Below are 18,006 nucleotides of genomic sequence, written 5' to 3'. Positions count from 1 at the left end.
GGCCATCGTCGTGATGGTTTCCCACAATCGTGAGGTTTGACATGACGTTCAACGGAAAGAACTTGCTGTCCGGTCTTCTCTTCGCCGCCGTGGCCTTCGCCATGTCCGGTGCCGCCTCCGCCACCACGGTACCGGGCACCGGACAGAACGGGGCGCCGACCCTGTCGGGCTGCCTGTCCGATACGCTGCCGGCTCAGATCACTTCAGGCTGGATCCAGACCAACCAGGGTTATCGCTCGCCGTGCTCGGCGCCGGGCAGCATTCCGGGCGTGAACTGGCAGGAGATGACTTATTTCGTCGATCTCCCGGTCGGCTCGACACTCGATGTCTGCTTGTCGTTCGGCTACCCGACGGGCTGGGCCGTCGTCTCCCAGCGCAAGGACGCCAGTCGCTGCGGTTATTTCCAGGGCCAGGTGTTCTCGAACAACGTCGTAACCATCCGTCGTAACTCGTAAGGAAAACGCCGCCACCGGCAGGGGCGCCCAGGGGGCCCCCTGCCGGTGGTTGGCTAAACTTCTCGCCGCGAGTGTGGTCTCATCAGCCATTCCGCGTTACGAGTTACCCAGATGACCACATCGCTAACCGATGCAACGCCTCTTCAGGCGGCCTTCGTTCGTCTTCGCGAGGAACTGGCGCGCGGCATCATCGGCCAGCCGCACCTGGTCGAATGCCTGCTGATCGCCTTGCTGGCCGATGGCCACCTGCTGGTGGAGGGCGCGCCCGGCCTGGCCAAGACCACCGCGATCAAGGCCCTGGCGACGCGCGTGGAGGCCGATTTCCACCGCATCCAGTTCACCCCGGACCTGCTTCCCGCCGACCTGACCGGCACGGACATCTTCCGGCCGCAGACTGGTGGCTTCGAGTTCGAGCGGGGGCCCCTGTTCCACAACATCGTGCTCGCCGACGAGATCAACCGCGCGCCGGCCAAGGTGCAGTCGGCCCTGCTCGAGGCCATGGCCGAGCGGCAGATCACCATCGGCCGGCGCACCTGGCCGTTGCCGGACCTGTTCATGGTCATGGCCACGCAGAACCCGATCGAGCAGGAAGGTACCTTCGCCTTGCCGGAAGCCCAGCTCGACCGCTTCCTCATGCACGTGACGATCGGTTACCCGGATGCCGACGCCGAGCTGGCGATCCTCCGCCTTGCCCGCGAGCAGGCACGGCAGGCACTGCATCCGGTGCCGCCGCCGTCGCACATGCTGCGTCCCGCCGATGTGTTCGCCGCGCGCGACGCGGTGCTGGACGTGCACATGGCCGAACCGCTGGAGTTGTATATCACCCAACTCGTGGTCGCCTCGCGCGAGGCCGGCAAATACGGCGCCGAACTGGCCCGCTGGATCGCCTGGGGCGCCAGCCCGCGTGCGACGATCGCGCTCGACCGCTGCGCCCGCGCGCGGGCGTGGCTCGCTGGCCGCGACTACGTGGTACCGGACGACATCCACGCCATCGCGCACGAGGTGCTCCGCCACCGCGTGCTGCCGAGCTACGAGGCCGAAGCCGAGGGCGTGCGCATCGACGCCGTGATCGACCGCTTGCTGGATCTCGTCCCGTTGCCGTGAACGCCACCGCACCCATCGCCGATGGGCGCGTCCGTGTGTCGCTCCCGGAACTGATCGCCTTGCGCTCGCGTGTCGCCCGTGCGCCCGCGCCACCGGTGGTCTCGCGCGCGCAGCGCAGTGGCCAGAAGCCATCGCGGCTGCACGGGCGCGGCATGGATTACGCCGAATCCCGCGTCTACCAGGCCGGCGACGATGTGCGCCGCATGGATTGGCGGCTGACGGCGCGCAGTGGCGTCGCGCACACGAAGTTGTTCCAGGAGGAGCGCGAGGGGCGCTTGCTGATCCTTCTGGATACGAACGCGAGCATGCGTTTCGGAACGCGCACGCGCTTCAAGTCCGTGCAAGCGGCGCGCGTGGCCGCCATGGCCGCGTGGTATGCCGTGCGCGGTTCGGATCGTGTCGGCGTGCTGGCTTTCGGTGGGCAACGACAGTTGTTGCGTCCCCAGGGCGGTGCGCGCGGCGCGCTCGCGGTGGCAGGCGCCATCGCCACCTGGGACGGTTTGCCGCCAGGCGACGACGAGACCCTTTCCGCCGCGCTCCAGCGAGCGGGCAGGTTGATGCACGGCGCCTCGCGGGTGCTGCTGGTCAGCGACGGCTTCGCGGTGGACGAGGCGGCGCGAGGCCGGATGCTCGGCCTCGTCGCGAAGGCCGAGGTCGCGGTGTTGGCCGTGGCCGATCCCCTCGAACTCGGTGAACCCCCCGCAGGCCGCTATCCGTTCGCCCATAAAGGCACGCACTACGACGTGGTCCTGCATGGCGACCGCCAACGCGCCGATTTCGCGCGCGGCCTCGGCGAGGGCAATCGCCGCCTGACCGAGCTTTGCACGGGCCTGGGCCTGCGCCAGCGCACGCTCGACACAAGTGCCGATCCACTCGACGCCGTCGTGGCTCTTCTTGGAACGGCGAGGGGACGTTGATGCCAGACAACGGACCCGAATTGCGTGACATCCACGTGCCGCAGGTATCGATGTGGTGGCCGTTGGCACCCGGTTGGTGGTTCCTGCTCGCTTTGCTCGCCGCGCTGGTCGTGGGCGTGGCGATTTTCCTGCGTCGGCGTGCGGCATGGCGGCGCCACGTCGACGCGTCATTGTCGGATCTGCGTGAGGCCATGGCGAGATACGCGACGGACGGCGACAAGCCAGCTTTCGCGGCGGCGGCAAGCGACCTCGTTCGTCGCGTCGCCCGAAGCCGTGACGCAAGCAGCGTGACGAAGTCCGGACAATCGTGGCATGACGCCCTGGCCGCCATGGTGCCGAACCACGATGTCGGCACCCTCGTCGCGCTGGACACCGTGAAGTACCGGCGCGACGTGGATCTCGACGTCGCAGCCACGGCGCGCGACGTGGAAACGTGGGTGCGTGCGGCCATGCGGCGCCGAACTGCCGTGCACGGGCGTCGCGGGAGGCGTGATCATGCCGCTGCCTGAGTTCGCGTGGCCGTGGATGTTCCTCGCCCTGCCATTGCCGTGGCTGCTGCGCCGCGTGCTGCATCCGGTGAAGCCGGCGCAGGCATTGAACCTGCCGCAGCCGGGGCTCGTGCTCGTGCAGGCCTCGTTGACGAAGGCACCGTTCTCCGCGACGGTGTTGCTCGCGCTCGCGTGGCTCTGCCTGGTGGCCGCCGCCGCACGCCCACAGCACCTGGGCCCGCCGGAACCGCAGCGGCGCAGCGGCCGTGCCACCATGCTCGCGGTCGACCTTTCCGGAAGCATGTCGCTCGACGACATGCAGTTGGCCGGCCGGATGGTGACGCGCTTCGCCGCCGTGGAAGCGATCGCGGGTGACTTCATCGATCGCCGGGCCGGCGATGAACTCGGCTTGATCCTGTTCGGCTCGCAGGCCTACCTCGTCACGCCGCTTACCTATGATCTCGACGCCGTGCGCGCACAGCTGCATGGCGCGGTGGTGGGTTTGCCAGGGCGCGAGACCGCCATCGGCGACGCACTGGCGGTGGCGGTGAAGCGGTTGGCCGACATGCCCGAGCAGGCACGCGTGGTCGTGCTGCTCACCGACGGTGTCAACAACGCCGGCTCCATCGCGCCACGCGAGGCGGCTCGCGCCGCGAAAGCGGCGGGTGTGCGTGTCTACACCATCGGTATCGGCGCGAACGCCATGCGCGTGCCCGATTTCTTCGGCAGCCGCGTGGTTAATCCCTCCGCCGACCTGGATGTCGGCATGCTCACCGACATCGCCAACCAGACCGGTGGCCGTTTCTTCCGGGCCACCGATACCAACGAACTGGCCGACGCCTATCGGGCCATCGACGCACTGGAGCCCGTGCCGCAACAGGGTGCGTCACTGCGGCCGCATGACGAACTGTTCCGCTGGCCATTGCTCGCCGCGCTGGCATTCTTCGCGCTCGCGGCCCTGCCGCGTTACGTGTCGGGTGGAAGGGTGGCCACATGAGCCGGTGGCTTGCGGATTTCCATTTCATCGAGCCGCGCTGGTTGTGGTTGCTGGTGCTCGTTCCCGTCATCGCATGGCTGGTCGGGCGCCGCTCCGGCGAGGAACGCGTATTGGCCCGCCTCGCCGATCCCGCGCTGCTGCCCTACCTGCTCGATGGCACGCCGTCGGCGTCGCGCGCACCGGTCGTCGCCTTCGTCACCGCCGCTTCGCTCGCCATCCTCGCACTGGCGGGACCGGCATGGGACAGGCAAGCGCAACCCTTGTTTGCCGAGCGCGCCGCGCAGGTGGTCGTCGTGTCGATGTCGCCGCACATGTCATCGCGCGACGTGGTGCCCGACCGGTTGAGCCGCGCCCGTTACAAGGTGCGTGAACTCTATGCCGCCAACCGCGACGGCATGAACGCCCTGATCGCTTATACGGGCGAACCCTTCACGGTGGCGCCCCTCACGACCGACGCGCACAGCGTGGATGACTTGCTCACCGCGCTGGCGCCCGACACCATGCCCGTGGAAGGCGACCATCCAGGAAAGGCGATCGATCAGGCGGCCGAGTTGATCCGTCACGCCGACTTGCGTGGTGGCTCCATCGTGCTGGTGACCGATCGCGCCGATGCCGAGGCCGTCGCCGCCGCACGTCGCGCGCGCGTGTCGGGCGACAGGGTATCGGTGCTGGGTATCGGCAGCACGCGCGGCGGGCCCATCGCCGCCGACGACGGGGGATTCCTGAAGGACGAGCGTGGCGCCATCGTGATGGCTCCACGCGACGACGCCTCGCTGGCCGCCGTCGCCGAGGCCGGTGGCGGGCGTTACATGCCGGTGGCCGACGATACGTCCGACGTGACCGCGCTTGCAGACCTGTTGCAGGGCGAAGGCGATGGCAAGCCGGTCGAAGGGGCCGCCTCCGGCCAATGGCAGGATCGCGGACCGTGGTTGCTGCTGCCCCTGTTGCCGATCGTGGCACTGGCGTTCCGTCGCGGATGGTTGCTGGTGCTTGCCTTGGCCGTGTTGCCACTATCGCCCGCGCGTGCCGACGGCGTCGTCGATGCGTTCCGCACGCGCGACCAGCAAGCCGCGCAGGCGCTGGCCCAGGGCGATGCGAAACGCGCCCAGGCACTGGCGCGAAATCCAGGGCTGCGTGGCGCCGCGGCCTATCGCGCCGGCGACTACGCGGCCGCTGAAGCGGCGCTCGCGCATGGCACTGACAGCGATTCGCAATACAACCTCGGCAACGCGCTGGCGAAACAGCAGCGCTACCAGGACGCGCTCGCCGCGTACGACCGCGCGCTGAAGGCGAACCCGGGTAACGCGGACGCCGTCGCCAATCGCAAGGCGGTGGCCGACTTCCTGAAGCGGCAGCAAGAGGACAAGCAACGCGACCAGGACAAGAAGGGCGGCAAGGGGCAGCAGGACAAGAACCCGCAAGGCCAATCCGGCGACAAGGACCAGCAACAAGGCCAGGATGACGGCAAGGAAGGTCGCAACGGCGAGAGCGGCCAGCAATCCGGTGCCGACGGCAAGGAAGGAAGCGACCAGCAAGGCGCGAAAGACAAGGCCGGCGAAGGGGAGGGCGACGATCGCGGCAAGGACAACGGCAAGGCGCAGGCGCCGCAGGGCGACGCGGCGGCGAAGTCCCAAGCCGAGCAGGCGCAGGCGAAGCAGGCCCAGGAAGCGCTCAAGCAGAAGATGGACGCCGCGCTGGCAGGCCAGCGTGACGCGAAGGAAGGCAAGGATGGCGATCAGGCGCACGACCTTGGCGTGGTATCGGATAAGGATGCGTCGTCCAAATTGCCGCCCGACGTACAGCGTGCCCTGATGCGCGTGCCGGACGATCCCGGTGGCTTGTTACGGAGGAAGTTCATGCTCGAGTATCAACGGCGCCACGGCGCGGAGCCGGAAGAATGAGACCGCGTCGGTTCCTGTCGTGCCTCTTGCTGGGTTGCGTGCCGCTGTTGGCCTGGGCGCAGGCCGCGGCACCGGTGGCTTCGCTCGACCGTGGCAAGATCGGTCTCGGCGAGACCGTGACATTGAACATCGAGATCGGCGATGAAACATCCAGTGCACCGGATCTTTCGCCGTTGACGCCGGACTTCGTCGTACTGGGCACGTCCACCAACCACTCGTTGAGCATCGTCAACGGTCGCCGGGAATCGCACACGATCCTCGGCATCGCCCTGCGTCCCCGTCGCGAAGGCCATCTCACCGTGCCTTCACTGGTCATCGCGGGGCAGAGCACCCAGCCGTTGCCGCTCGACGTGTCCGCGTCCAACGACGCCGGCAGCGCCGCGGCGGATCGTCCCGTCGTGCTGGAAGGAAAAGCCGAGCCGTCGCAGGCGTATGTCGGACAGCAGATCGACTACACGCTGCGCCTTTACTTCGCTGTAAACCTCGCGGACGGCCAGTTGGGTGACCCGTCCGCCGAAGCCGCCGAGGTGCGCCGCATCGGCCAGGACGCGAACTACCAGACCATGCGTGGCGGCCGGCGGTTCAACGTCGTCGAGCGGCACTACGCGATCTTTCCCCAGCACGCGGGCACGCTGGAAATCCAGCCGCCGACGTTCCAGGGCACGGCGGTGGACCCGACGGACGCGAACTCCTTCTTCGGCGCCGGGGAGCCCATCAACGCCGTGGCGGAACGCGCGCGCGTCGACGTACGCGCCCGGCCTGCCTCGGCGGCCGGTGGCTCATGGATTCCGGCGCGCGAACTCAAGCTGTCGCTCGATGGCATGCCGGCCGACGGCAAGGCGCGCGTGGGCCAGCCGATCACCCTGAACATGCGCCTGGAGGCAACGGGCATTCCCTTCGAGGCCTTGCCCGCGCTCTCCCTGCCGAAGCTGGATGGCGCGGACGTTTATCCCGACAAGGCCGTGACCGGCGGTGGCAGCAGCGGTTCGTGGGTCACCGGGCGGCGCCAGCAAAGCTTCGCGGTGGTACCGACGCGTATCGGCACCCTGCATATTCCGGAGACGACGCTGCACTGGTGGAACGTCGTCTCCGACAAGGCCGAAGTGGCGGTCGTGCCCGCGCAGGACATCGTCGTCGGCGCGGGCTCCGGAACCGCGGCGCCGGTGCCGTCGGGCCCGTCCCAGGAAGCTCGTGCGTCGGCACCGGCGCCTGCGTCGACGACGGGCGTGGCGCCATCGCCGCTTGCCGGCGCGGGGATGCCCTGGCGCTGGCTCTTCGTCGCCGCCTTGGTGTTGTGGCTGGTCACGCTCGCCGCGTGGTTCGTGTTCGGCCGCCGGCCTCGGCGCGGTGCTTCGTCGACCGGCGCGTCCACGGATCCCGGCGTTCCGGCCATCACCCGCGAACGCCCGGCGCAGGAGTATTTCCTCAAGGCCGCGGCGGGCGACGATCTCGCCGCCACGGAGCGGGCCCTGCTGCAATGGGCACGCATCGTGCGGCCGTCCATCCGCACGCCGGGCGAACTTTCCGTGGCCCTCCGCGAGGGCGTGCAACGGGATGCGATCGCCGCCTTGCAGCGCGCCCGCTTCGCCGGGGGCGAGCATCCGGCCGGCCAGTTGCGCGATGCCTTCGCCAAGGGATTCGACTGGTTGGAGCCACCGGCGGTGAACAGAAGCGATGGCCTCCCGCCGCTCTATCCTCGCTAGGACCTACAGCAGCCCCGCGTATGCCCGGGTCATCGCGTCGCCGAAGGTGCAGAAAACCACCCGAGCCGGAACCCATTCGGCGGTACGCAAGGCTTCGACGGCCACGTTGGCCGCCGCGCTGGCGGGATAGCCGTAGACGCCCGCGCTGATGGCCGGAAAGGCGATCGATTCCACCTGGTGCGCGCGGGCCAGCTTGAGGCAATTCGCATAGCACGCCGCCAGCAGGTCGGCCTCACCATCCTCGCCCCCGCGCCAGACCGGCCCGACCGTATGGACCACGAACCGTGCGGGCAGGGCGAAACCGGGGGTGATCCTGGCCTCTCCGGTCGGGCAACGGACGCCGGGGCGAACCTCGGGAATGGCCCGGCAAGCGGCCAGCAAGGCCGGTCCGGCCGCCCGATGGATGGCACCGTCCACGCCGCCACCGCCCATCAGGGACTCGTTCGCCGCATTGACGATGGCATCCACCGCCAGGGTGGTGATATCGGCCTGGATCACCTCGAAAGCCATAGGATTTTCTCCTTGTGACGGCTCGCCGGCATTTAGTTACGATGACAACCTGTCAGTTCTATTAATGCAGCCGAAGGTTATGGCCGACCAGCTCAAAGTTGAAGACATCTCGTTCGCTTACCTCATCAACGACGTGACCTTGCTCTTCCGCAAGCACTTCGATCGGCGAGCGGTGCGCTTCGGCCTGACCCGCGCCCAATGGCGTGCCCTCAAGGCCCTGCATCGCCGCCCCGGCATGCGTCAGAACGAACTGGCCGAACAGCTGGACATGGAGCCGATCGCGGTGGGCCGCGTCATCGACCGCCTCCAGGCCGCCGGCTTCGTCGAACGCCGGGCCGACCCCAAGGATCGCCGGGCCTGGCGGCTGCACGATACCGAGCAGGCCCGCGGTGTCATCGACGACATGGAAGATATCGCCCGAGGCCTGCGCCGGGACGCCACCCAGGGGATTTCCACGGCCGACCTGCAGACCATGCTGGCCGTCCTGGACCGCATGAAGGAAAACCTGCAAGGGCTCGACGGCCCAGGCGAAGAAAGCTGAGCCCCCGGGTCAACCGGCCGACAACCATGTGCGTTAGCTTTTACGGATATCCGTCCTGAAACCAACGACCGCGTTCCCCAGCGCGGCGACCGGGCCCTCCAGGGTTCGGCCGGAGCCCAGATGCAGCGATCCCCAGGGAAGAAACTCATCCTCATCGTCGGCCTCGTGGCTGTCGTGGCCCTTGGTGTCGGCCTCTGGCGTCACGACGCCGGGAGCGAGGATGTGCCCAAGGCGGGGGCATCCACTCCCGCCGGGGTCCCGGTCGCCACGGCGGTGGCCACGCAGGGAGAGATCGACCTCTCCCTGAAGGTGATCGGCCGCGCCGAAGCCTATTCGACGGTGAACGTGCGCTCCCGGGTCAACGGGCAGCTGGAATCGCTGGCCTTCACGCCGGGCAGCCATGTGAAGAAGGGCGACCTGCTCGCTCGCGTGGACCAGCGCCCGTTGAAGGCCGCCTACGATGAAGCCCAGGGCAATGTCGCCCGCGACCAGGCGCAGCTGGTGAAGGCGGAGGCGGACCTGGAGCGCTACCAGAACATGCTCGGCAAGGGTTTCGTCAGCCGTGCCGATTACGACCTGTACAAGGCCAACCTGGGCGTGGCCCGCGCCGCGCTGGAGAGCGATCGTGCCGCGGCCCGCGCCGCGCGGACCCAACTGGAATTCACCACCATCGTCGCGCCGTTCGATGGCGTGACCGGCGCGCCGCTCGCTTATCCCGGTGCCACGCTGAGCGCCGACACCACCGACATCGTGGTGTTGAACCAGGTCGACCCCATCCGCGTGGCCTTCGCCATTCCCGAGGACAGCCTCGCCGCCGTGCGCAACAGCCTGCGTCGCGGGCCGCTGCCCGTGCACGCGAAGATTCCCGGCGACGATGGCGAACCGCTGACGGGCGAACTGGAATTCATCGACAACGCGGTGGACGCCACCACGGGCACGATCGTCCTGAAGGGACGCTTCGCGAACGCGGACGGGCGGCTCACGCCGGGTCAGTTCGCCGAGGTGACGCTGCCGACCACGCGCCTGATCGACGCGATCAGCATCCCCGTGGTGGCGTTGCAGAGTTCGACGGCGGGCACCTTCGTCTTCGTGGTGAAGCCGGACGACACGGTGGAACAACGCACGATCGTCACCGGCGCGACCAGCGCGGATCGCGTGGTCGTCGACAAGGGCCTGCAGGCAGGCGAGCGTGTCGTCACCGAAGGCCAGATGCTGCTCGTCGACGGCGCCCGCGTGCGCGTCGACAAGGGCTGAGGGCGATGCCATGAACCTGCCGGAACTCTGCATCCGCCGGCCCGTGATGACCACCTTGCTGATGGCGGCGCTGGTCATCTTCGGTATCGCGGCCTATCCCAGGCTGCCGGTCAACGAACTGCCCAACGTCGATTTCCCGACGATCAACATCAGTGCCAGCCTTCCCGGGGCCTCTCCCGAGACGATGGCCTCGTCGGTGGCGACGCCGCTCGAAGCACAGCTGTCCACCGTCGCCGGCATCGATTCGATGACCTCGTCCAGCTCGCTGGGCTCGACCACGATCACGGTCACCTTCGCGCTCGATCGCAGCATCGACGGTGCGGCGCAGGATGTGCAGGCGGCCATTTCCGCCGCGCAGCGCCAGCTGCCGCAGGACATGCCCACCCCACCGACGTATCGCAAGGTGAATCCGGCCGACGCGCCGATCCTCTTCCTCACCATGCAATCGTCCACGTTGCCGCTGTCCACGGTCGACGATTACGCCGAGACGGAACTGGCCCAACGCCTGTCGATGGTCGATGGCGTGGCCCAGGTGAACGTCTACGGGTCGCAGAAATACGCCGTGCGCATCGCGGTGGACCCGGACAGGCTCGCCGCCACCGGCATCGGCATCGACCAGATGCGCGAGGCGATCGCCGCGGCCAACGTCAACAAGGCCACGGGTTCGCTCAATGGCAGGCGCCAGTTGCTGTCGATCCGTTCGGACGGCCAGTTGATGCGAGCCGCCGACTATGGCCAGGTGGTGGTCGCCTATCGCAACGGTGCGCCCGTTCGTCTTTCGGACATCGCCGTGCCACGCGACAGCGTGCAGGACGACCAGAAGGCCAGCTGGTTCAACGGCAACCGTTCGATCACCCTGGCCATCCAGCGACAGCCTGGTGCGAACACGGTGGAGACGGTCGACAAGATCCTTTCCTTGCTCCCCGCGTTCACGGAAACGCTGCCGCCTTCGGTGAAACTGAGCGTGATGTACGACCGTTCGGAATCCATTCGCGATTCCGTGCACGACGTGCAGTTCACCCTCGTGCTCGCGGGCATCCTCGTGGTGCTGGTGATCTACCTGTTCCTGGGCAACGCCTCCGCCACGTTGATCCCGGCCGTGGCGCTGCCCATCTCGGTGCTCGGCACCTTCGGCGCGATGTTCGCGCTGGGCTACAGCCTCGACAACCTTTCCCTGCTGGCGCTCACGCTCGCCGTGGGCTTCGTGGTGGACGACGCGATCGTGATGCTCGAGAACATCATGCGTCACATCGAGCATGGCGAAGCGCCCTTCGACGCCGCCGTGAAAGGCGCTAACGAGATCGGTTTCACGATCTTCTCGATGACGCTTTCGCTGGTCGCGGTGTTCATCCCGGTGATGTTCATGGGTGGCATCGTGGGCCGCCTGTTCCATGAATTCGCCGTGGTGATCAGCGTATCGATCCTGATCTCCGGCTTCGTTTCCATCACCCTCACGCCCATGCTGTGCAGCCGCTTCGTCAAGGCGCACGACCATGCGAAGCGCAGCTTCATCGTGGTCTGGTTCGATCGCGGGTTCTCGGCCGTGACGACTGGTTACACGCGTTCGCTGGCCTGGTGCATGAACCATCCGCGCACGGTGGTGGGCGTGTTCGCGCTCAGCCTGGCCGCGACCGCGCTGCTCTTCGTGATCGTCCCCAAGGATTTCATCCCCGCCGGGGACAGCGGCCAGTTGCGCGTCACGACCGAAGGCCCGACCGACATCTCCTTTGCCGCGATGTCCGCGCGCCAGCAATCGCTGGCCGACATCGCGCGAAAGGACCCGAACATCGAAGCGGTCATGTCCAGCGTGGGTGCCGGCGGAGCTCGCGCCACCGTGAATTCGGGTTCGATGCTCCTGCGCCTGAAGGATCGGAGCGAACGCGGGCACACCACGCCGGACGAGATCATCCAGGAACTGCGACACAAGTTCGCCGAGGTGCCCGGCATCCGCACCTATATCCAGAACCCTCCGGCGATCCAGATCGGTGGCCGCCAGTCCAAGGCGCAATACCAGTACACGGTGCAGTCGACCGACCTGCATGCGCTGTACGACTGGTCGGGCAAGCTGGTCGCCGCCTTCCAGAAGCTGCCCGGATTCCAGGACGTCACCACCGACCTCGACCTCAACAGCCCGTCGATGGTCGTGACGGTCAATCGCGACAAGCTCGCGCCGCTGGGCCTCACCATGGACCAGGTGCAGACGGCGCTGGGCACCGCGTTCGGCGAGAACCAGATATCCACGATCTACGGAGCCGCCACGCAATACTGGGTGATCCTGCAAGTCGAGCGGCGCATGCAGGACGATCCGGCCGTGTTGTCGAGGCTCTACGTCACCTCGGACAGTGGCAAGCTGATACCGCTCAACACCGTGGCGAGCTTCGAACGCAAGCCGCAGGTACTGACGGTGAACCACCAGGGGCAGCTGCCAGCGGTCACGGTGTCGTTCAATCTCGCCCCGGGCGTGTCGTTGAGCGACGCGGTGGTGAGCATCGATCGCGCGACCACGGAGATGAAACTGCCGCCGACCCTGAGCGGCAGCGTGCAGGGCACGGCGCAGGCGTTCCAGGATTCGGTCAAGGGCATGGGCCTGCTCCTGCTGCTGGCCGTGTTCGTGATCTATCTCGTGCTCGGCATCCTCTACGAGAGTTTCATCCACCCCCTCACGATCCTCTCGGGCCTGCCCGCCGCGGCGGTCGGTGCGCTGCTGACGCTGGTGATCTTCAAGGCCTCGCTCGACCTGTTCGCCTTCGTCGGCATCATCATGCTGGTGGGCATCGTGAAGAAGAACGCGATCATGATGATCGACTTCGCGCTGGAACGTCAGCGCGAGGGAGGCGCCACGCCGTTCGACGCGATCTACGAGGCCTGCCGCGTGCGTTTCCGGCCGATCATGATGACCACGATGGCGGCCTTCGCCGGTACGTTGCCGATCGCGCTGGGCATCGGCGCGGGCGCGGAAACCCGACGCCCGCTGGGCCTGGCGGTGGTGGGTGGCCTGGTGGTGTCGCAGATCCTGACGCTCTACCTCACGCCGGTGATCTACCTCTACATGAATCGCCTGCAAGACCGCCTGGCCCCGGCGAAGAAACTGGAAACCCACCCGGCGCACTGAGAAGCCGCGGACGCCCGCTGCAAGCCGTCTTCCCGACGGAGGGCGCCGCTCAATGGTGGGAGCCGTTTCCCGGTGGGAGCCGCTTCAGCGGCGATCCCGCGGCAGCGGGCCAGGGCGAGGCAAGCACCCATCGCCACTGAAGCGGCTCCCACCGGGAAGCGGCTCCCACAGGTCCCGGATCAGTCGTGTGCGCCGTCCTTCGCGAAGGCGCCGGGGGCCGAACCGAAATCACCGTTCGCCTGCGCCGCCATGTACGCGAACGTCGCATACACCGCCACGTTCTGTGCCAACGCCTTCGGGTCGATCTTGTCGAGGGTGTCGTTGGCGTTGTGGTGGTAGTCGAAGTAGTCCGTACCGTCCTGCGTGAGCGATAGCGCGGCCATGCCCTTGGCGTGCATCTGCGAAAGATCGGAACCACCGCCGCCCGGCTTGCTCGCGTCGTAGGCCACGCCGATCGGCTCGATCACCTTGGCGATCTGCTCGATGGCGCCGCGCGCTTCCGGCTTGACGCTGGCGGTCATGCGCCAGATGCGGCCTGCGCCGAAATCGGACTCGGTGCCCAGCTGGAATTTCGAGACTTCCTTCGCATGCGCCTCGGCATAGGCGCGACCGCCCCAGAGGCCCATTTCCTCGTTGGCGAAGGCGATCACGCGGATCGTGCGGTCCGGACGCTGCGGCATGTCCTTGATCAGTTTCGCCGCGGCGGCGGCGATCGCCACGCCCGCGCCGTCGTCGATCGCTCCGGTACCCAGGTCCCAGGAATCGAGATGGCCACCGATCGCGACGACCTGGTCCGGATGCTTGCGGCCGGTCACCTCGGCGATGACATTGGCGCCTTCATAGGTACCCGCGAAACCGACATCGAGGTCGAGCTTCAGGGTCACCGGCTTGCCTTCCTTGAGCACGCGTTCGAGCTGGTCCGCGTCGGGCAGCGACAAGGCGGCGGCCGGGATCGCGTCCTTCGGGTCCTGGAAACCGGTGACGCCCGTGTGCGGCGTGCGGCTATGCGGATCGGTACCGGCCGACCGCAACAGGAAGGCGGCGGCGCCCATCTTCGCGGCCAGCACCGGGCCACCGGTGCGCGTGGCCGAGCCCATGCGGTAGTCGTGGCCGTCCTTCTGCTGCTGCATGTGCGTCGAAACGTAGACGATCTTGCCCTTGACCGTCGCGGGATCGGCCTTCTTGAAGGCGTCCAGGTCGTCGAAGCCGACGACTTCGGCGGTCAGGCCGCCCTGCGGCGTGCCGGCCGAATAGCCCAGCGCGGTAAGCAGCAGCGGCTGCGGGAATGGAGCGACTATTTCGGCATGCTCGCTACGGCGCTGCCACAGCGGGTAACTGACTTTCTCCGTATAGACCTTGTCGAAACCCATCGCCTTGAACCTGGCCACCGTCCAGGCCACGGCACGGGCATCGGCGGCGCTGCCGGCCACGCGCGCGCCCACTTCCGTGGTCAGGCCGGAGACGAACTCGTAGCCGGTGTTGTCGTTCATGGCGCGGTCGCGCAAGGCGGTGGCGGCGGCGACGGCCTGGGCGGGAATCGTGGTGGCCTTGTCGGCGGCATGGGCGGAGAAGGCGAGCGCGAGACACGCGGCGAGCGCGTGGAGGCGGAACGTATGACGCATGGGTGACCCCCGGGGACGGAAAGGTCGATTATGGCCCCGTCATGGGGTCTGCCGGCCTAGGTAGGAAGTCATGCATGTCAGGTGGTGGCGGCTGCGACCGGCAGCATCACCACCGCGCGCAGCCCTCCATCCTTGCGATTGCGCAGTGCCACGGTGCCGCCGTGGTCGAGCACGATCGCCCGTACGGTGGCCAGCCCCAGCCCGATGCCGCCGGTGTCGCGATTGCGCGATGCCTCCAGGCGGAAGAACGGCGTGAACACATGTTGCTGCATCGCCTCGGGAATCCCGGGGCCGTCGTCGTCCACTTCCAGGACGCAGTCGTCGCCGCTGGTACGCAGGCGCAGGCGGACGCGGTGGCCATACTTGAGACCGTTCTCCACGAGGTTCACGACCGCCCGCCGCAAGGCGACCGGGTCGCCTTGCAGGGTGATCGCGGAGCCGGACTGCACGCTCACCTCGTGGCCGACATCCACCAGGTCGTCCGCCACGCTTTCCACCAGCAGGCGGAAATCCAGGGGTTGCCGTTGCACGCCCAGCGAACGGTCGCGGATGAAGTCCAGCGCGGCGGAAATCATCGCCTTCATCTCCTGGATGTCGGCGTCGACTTTTTCGCCCAGCGGACTCGGCAGGCCGTCCAGTCGGAACGACAGGCGGGTGAGCGGCGTACGCAGGTCGTGGGCGATCGCGGCGATCATGTGCGTGCGCTCCTGCAGGAGACGGTTCACCCGGGCCTGCATCGCGTTGAACGCGTCCACCGCCTTGCGCATCTCCGGGGGCCCTTCGCGCGGTACCGGTGGCGCATGGGTATCGGCGCCGAGCCGTTGCGCGGCTTCCGCGAAGCGGTCGATCGGCGCGGCGAGGGCGCGGGCGAACAGCCAGGCCACCGGCAGCAGCGCCAGGGCGCCCAGGCCGAACAGCCACAACAACTCCTGCTGCAACATGTCCGGGAAGGTTTCGCGGGGCAGGGAAACCACGCGCCATTGGCCATCGTCCTGGCGCAGTCCGACCACGGACCCCGCACCAAGCACGGCGTGCATGGGTCCCCGCCTGCGTTCGATCGCGCTGGCGATGGCGTACACGCGCAGCTTGTCGGTCGGCTGGAGCAGCAGGTCCGAGAAGCGCGCCGTCAGGCGGGCCGAGAGGTTGGCGTCGAATGTCGCCGGAGGGGAGGGCGGCTCGGCCTGCGTGACGACGTCCAGGTCGATGTCTCCCGGCGGTGCCGTTTCACCGCGCGGCGGGCCCTCGCCGTCGAATGGGCGCATGGCGAAGGGCGGCATGTCCGGCTGCAACGTGGCGACCACGTCGAACAGGCTGGCCATCGGCGGGGGCGTCGGGGGGCGCACGACCAGCACGGCGAGCCCGATCGCGATGGAGAGCAACAGGGCGCAGACCGTCATCAGGAAACTGCGGGCGAAGATCGACAGGCGCGAAAGCGCGATCACAGGCGCGAGACCCTCGGCAGCAGCATATAGCCCTCGTTGCGGATGGTGCGGATCATCTCTTCCTGCGCGCGGTCGTTGAGCTTGCGGCGGAGGCGGCTGATCTGCGTGTCGATGGCGCGGTCGTAGACTTCCGCGCGGCCGCCGTGGACCAGGTCGAGCAGCTGGTCGCGGCTCAGGATGCGCTGCGGGTGTTCGACGAAGGCGCGCAACAGCGAGAATTCGCCGTCGGAAAGATTGATGAAGATGCCCGTGGGGTCGCGCAGGTCGCGCCGCGTCACGTCCAGCCGCCAGCCGGCGAAGCCGTAGGGTCGGGCATCCTCGGTCCTGACCGGCTCCACGCTGCCGGAACGGCGGAGCACGGCGCGCACCCGGGCGAGCAGTTCACGAGGATTGCAGGGCTTGGCAAGGTAATCGTCCGCACCCACCTCCAGGCCGATGATACGGTCGGTGTCGCTGCCCAGGGCGCTCAGGATGATCACCGGTGGCCCGTTGCTCGCCGCCAACCGGCGTGCCGCGCTCAATCCGTCCTCGCCGGGCATCATCACGTCCAGCACGACGAGGTCGGGCCGCTCGCGCTCGATCGCCGCGCTCATCTGGGCGGCGTTCTCGGCCGCCTGCACGCGATATCCATGACCACCGAGGAAGCTCGTGATCAGGTCGCGCAGTTCGGGATCGTCGTCGACGACGAGGATGAACGACTTCAGGTCCATGGGCATCCGTGGCTAGATACCAGATCAGTCTAAGCGCCGTGTGCCAACCCGGCAAAAAAGCCGACACGAAGCTGACACACGAGGACAACCGGCGGTGACGCCGGCCCGGTAGCTTGAACGGGCCGTATCGCGTATGCCGGAGCCGTGTCTTGTTTTTCAATCAGTGCGTGTCCCAGCCCCCGGGGGATCTCGATGCCGGGGTGAACCGTGCCAATGCACGGCGGTTCTGGCAGGGATTCGCGGAAGGGACGGCCCGGCACGCCATCGCCACGAGCACCCTGGTCGACGGTTATGCCGGCGAGCGGCTGCGCCTGGGCACGTTCCGGCACGCGCCGCACGTACTGACCGACGAGGCGCTGCCACGCGAACATCGCCAGGCGGTGCTGCTCACCCTCCAGCTCAACGGCCGTGCCAGCGTCGAACAGCATGACCGGCGAAGCGAGATCGAGCCGGGCGATTTCTGCCTGATCGACCTTTCACGGCCTTTCCGCCTGGAGATCGACCGTTCCACCGTGCAGACCGTGCACCTTCCCCTGGCCGTCCTGCGCGAGGCGGTACCGCGCCTGGACGAAGTGTCGGCCGTCGGCCTGCATGGGCACCTCGGCTCGGTGGGATACCTGCGCGTGTTGTACCAGGAGATGTTCGCGCATCCCTCCGGGCTTACCGAAGCGGTGGCCGACCGGCTCGCCGACGCCATACCGCACATGCTCGCCGCCGCCCTCGAATCCATGGACGTGGCTGCCGCCGCGCCCTCGCGGCTGCGCCAGTACCACAAGCGGCAAGTGCGCCTGTTCGCCCGCGAGCACCTGTCCGATCCCGCGCTGTGCGTGGAAATGATCGCCAAGGGCGTGGGCCTCTCCCCGAGCCACCTGTTCGAATTATTTTCCGAAGACGACATCACCCTGATGCGCTGGGTGCGCATGGAACGCCTCGCGCGCTGCCAGCGGGAACTTGCGGATCCCAGCCTGCGCCATCGCAGCATCGCCCAGGTCGCCCATGCCTGGGGTTTCGGCGACATGACCCATTTCAGCCGCTGCTTTCGCGAACGTTTCGGCATGTCGCCCCGAGCCTATCGACAAACGGCGATATCCGGAGCGCGGGCTATCGTTTCCCGCATGGACGTCCATACGTCCAACGAATGATCAAGTTAAGGGGCAGTTTCCGCCATGTGCGGACGTCTTCTTAACACTAAATTGAGGTCGTGGCCTCAGTGCCACCTTTCACCACGTTATTGACGCGTCCACGGACCG

15 protein-coding genes are annotated in these 18,006 nt (G+C 67.6%); 11 read left to right on the top strand and 4 right to left on the bottom strand.

Going from position 1 to position 18,006, the window contains the following annotated elements:
• Positions 1-41 precede the first annotated feature (41 nt).
• From ACR9Y6_RS12805 to ACR9Y6_RS12775, 7 genes are all read left to right on the top strand, one after another.
• The gene (locus ACR9Y6_RS12805; RefSeq protein WP_481281627.1) at positions 42-455 is read left to right on the top strand and encodes a hypothetical protein; all 414 of its coding nucleotides are present in this window, start codon (positions 42-44) and stop codon (positions 453-455) included.
• Positions 456-566: 111 nt separating this feature from the next.
• The gene (locus tag ACR9Y6_RS12800; protein ID WP_481281626.1) at positions 567-1,559 is read left to right on the top strand and encodes an AAA family ATPase; all 993 of its coding nucleotides are present in this window, start codon (positions 567-569) and stop codon (positions 1,557-1,559) included.
• Positions 1,556-2,476 (top strand): DUF58 domain-containing protein, encoded by a 921-nt coding sequence (locus ACR9Y6_RS12795; protein WP_481281625.1) that lies wholly within the window; start codon positions 1,556-1,558, stop codon positions 2,474-2,476. Before ACR9Y6_RS12800 ends, ACR9Y6_RS12795 begins: the two co-directional genes overlap by 4 nt.
• Complete coding sequence (locus ACR9Y6_RS12790; RefSeq protein WP_481281624.1) at positions 2,476-2,985, top strand: DUF4381 domain-containing protein; 510 nt, start codon at positions 2,476-2,478, stop codon at positions 2,983-2,985. Before ACR9Y6_RS12795 ends, ACR9Y6_RS12790 begins: the two co-directional genes overlap by 1 nt.
• On the top strand, positions 2,978-3,961 hold the full coding sequence (locus ACR9Y6_RS12785; RefSeq protein WP_481282729.1) for a VWA domain-containing protein: 984 nt from the start codon (positions 2,978-2,980) through the stop codon (positions 3,959-3,961). The genes ACR9Y6_RS12790 and ACR9Y6_RS12785 overlap by 8 nt, the downstream gene beginning before the upstream one ends.
• Positions 3,958-5,862: a VWA domain-containing protein gene (locus tag ACR9Y6_RS12780; RefSeq protein WP_481281623.1), complete on the top strand. Its 1,905-nt coding sequence runs from the start codon at positions 3,958-3,960 to the stop codon at positions 5,860-5,862. Before ACR9Y6_RS12785 ends, ACR9Y6_RS12780 begins: the two co-directional genes overlap by 4 nt.
• The gene (locus ACR9Y6_RS12775) at positions 5,859-7,565 is read left to right on the top strand and encodes a BatD family protein (RefSeq protein WP_481281622.1); all 1,707 of its coding nucleotides are present in this window, start codon (positions 5,859-5,861) and stop codon (positions 7,563-7,565) included. The genes ACR9Y6_RS12780 and ACR9Y6_RS12775 overlap by 4 nt, the downstream gene beginning before the upstream one ends.
• A gap of 3 nt (positions 7,566-7,568) precedes the next feature.
• Here ACR9Y6_RS12775 and ACR9Y6_RS12770 read toward each other — a convergent pair whose 3' ends face one another.
• Positions 7,569-8,075, bottom strand: a complete 507-nt coding sequence (locus ACR9Y6_RS12770) for an O-acetyl-ADP-ribose deacetylase (RefSeq protein WP_481281621.1) — start codon at positions 8,073-8,075, stop codon at positions 7,569-7,571.
• Between the two features lie 79 nt (positions 8,076-8,154).
• On the opposite strand from ACR9Y6_RS12770, the gene ACR9Y6_RS12765 reads away from it, so the two are divergent.
• From ACR9Y6_RS12765 to ACR9Y6_RS12755, 3 genes are all read left to right on the top strand, one after another.
• A complete protein-coding gene (locus ACR9Y6_RS12765) occupies positions 8,155-8,616 on the top strand; it encodes a MarR family winged helix-turn-helix transcriptional regulator (protein WP_371022576.1) in 462 nt (153 codons plus the stop codon).
• 120 nt (positions 8,617-8,736) lie between these two features.
• Entirely contained in the window at positions 8,737-9,870 is a 1,134-nt protein-coding gene (locus tag ACR9Y6_RS12760) for an efflux RND transporter periplasmic adaptor subunit (protein ID WP_481281620.1), read from the top strand.
• Between the two features lie 10 nt (positions 9,871-9,880).
• The gene (locus ACR9Y6_RS12755) at positions 9,881-12,982 is read left to right on the top strand and encodes an efflux RND transporter permease subunit (protein ID WP_481281619.1); all 3,102 of its coding nucleotides are present in this window, start codon (positions 9,881-9,883) and stop codon (positions 12,980-12,982) included.
• A gap of 179 nt (positions 12,983-13,161) precedes the next feature.
• Here the strand turns inward: ACR9Y6_RS12755 and ACR9Y6_RS12750 are convergent, their stop codons facing one another.
• The 3 genes from ACR9Y6_RS12750 to ACR9Y6_RS12740 all read right to left on the bottom strand — a co-directional run bounded on the left by ACR9Y6_RS12750 (position 13,162) and on the right by ACR9Y6_RS12740 (position 16,756).
• Complete coding sequence (locus tag ACR9Y6_RS12750) at positions 13,162-14,604, bottom strand: M20/M25/M40 family metallo-hydrolase (protein WP_481281618.1); 1,443 nt, start codon at positions 14,602-14,604, stop codon at positions 13,162-13,164.
• Between the two features lie 77 nt (positions 14,605-14,681).
• Positions 14,682-16,046, bottom strand: coding sequence for an ATP-binding protein (locus ACR9Y6_RS12745; RefSeq protein WP_481281617.1), 1,365 nt, complete (start codon positions 16,044-16,046; stop codon positions 14,682-14,684).
• Positions 16,043-16,756: a response regulator gene (locus ACR9Y6_RS12740; RefSeq protein ID WP_481281616.1), complete on the bottom strand. Its 714-nt coding sequence runs from the start codon at positions 16,754-16,756 to the stop codon at positions 16,043-16,045. The genes ACR9Y6_RS12745 and ACR9Y6_RS12740 overlap by 4 nt, the downstream gene beginning before the upstream one ends.
• Positions 16,757-16,905: 149 nt before the next feature.
• On the opposite strand from ACR9Y6_RS12740, the gene ACR9Y6_RS12735 reads away from it, so the two are divergent.
• Positions 16,906-17,898, top strand: coding sequence for a helix-turn-helix domain-containing protein (locus ACR9Y6_RS12735; protein WP_481281615.1), 993 nt, complete (start codon positions 16,906-16,908; stop codon positions 17,896-17,898).
• The last annotated feature ends 108 nt before the right edge of the window (positions 17,899-18,006 follow it).

Source organism: Luteibacter sp. TLI7-4A (assembly GCF_056754745.1).
This window is presented reverse-complemented; position numbering and strand designations above follow the sequence as displayed.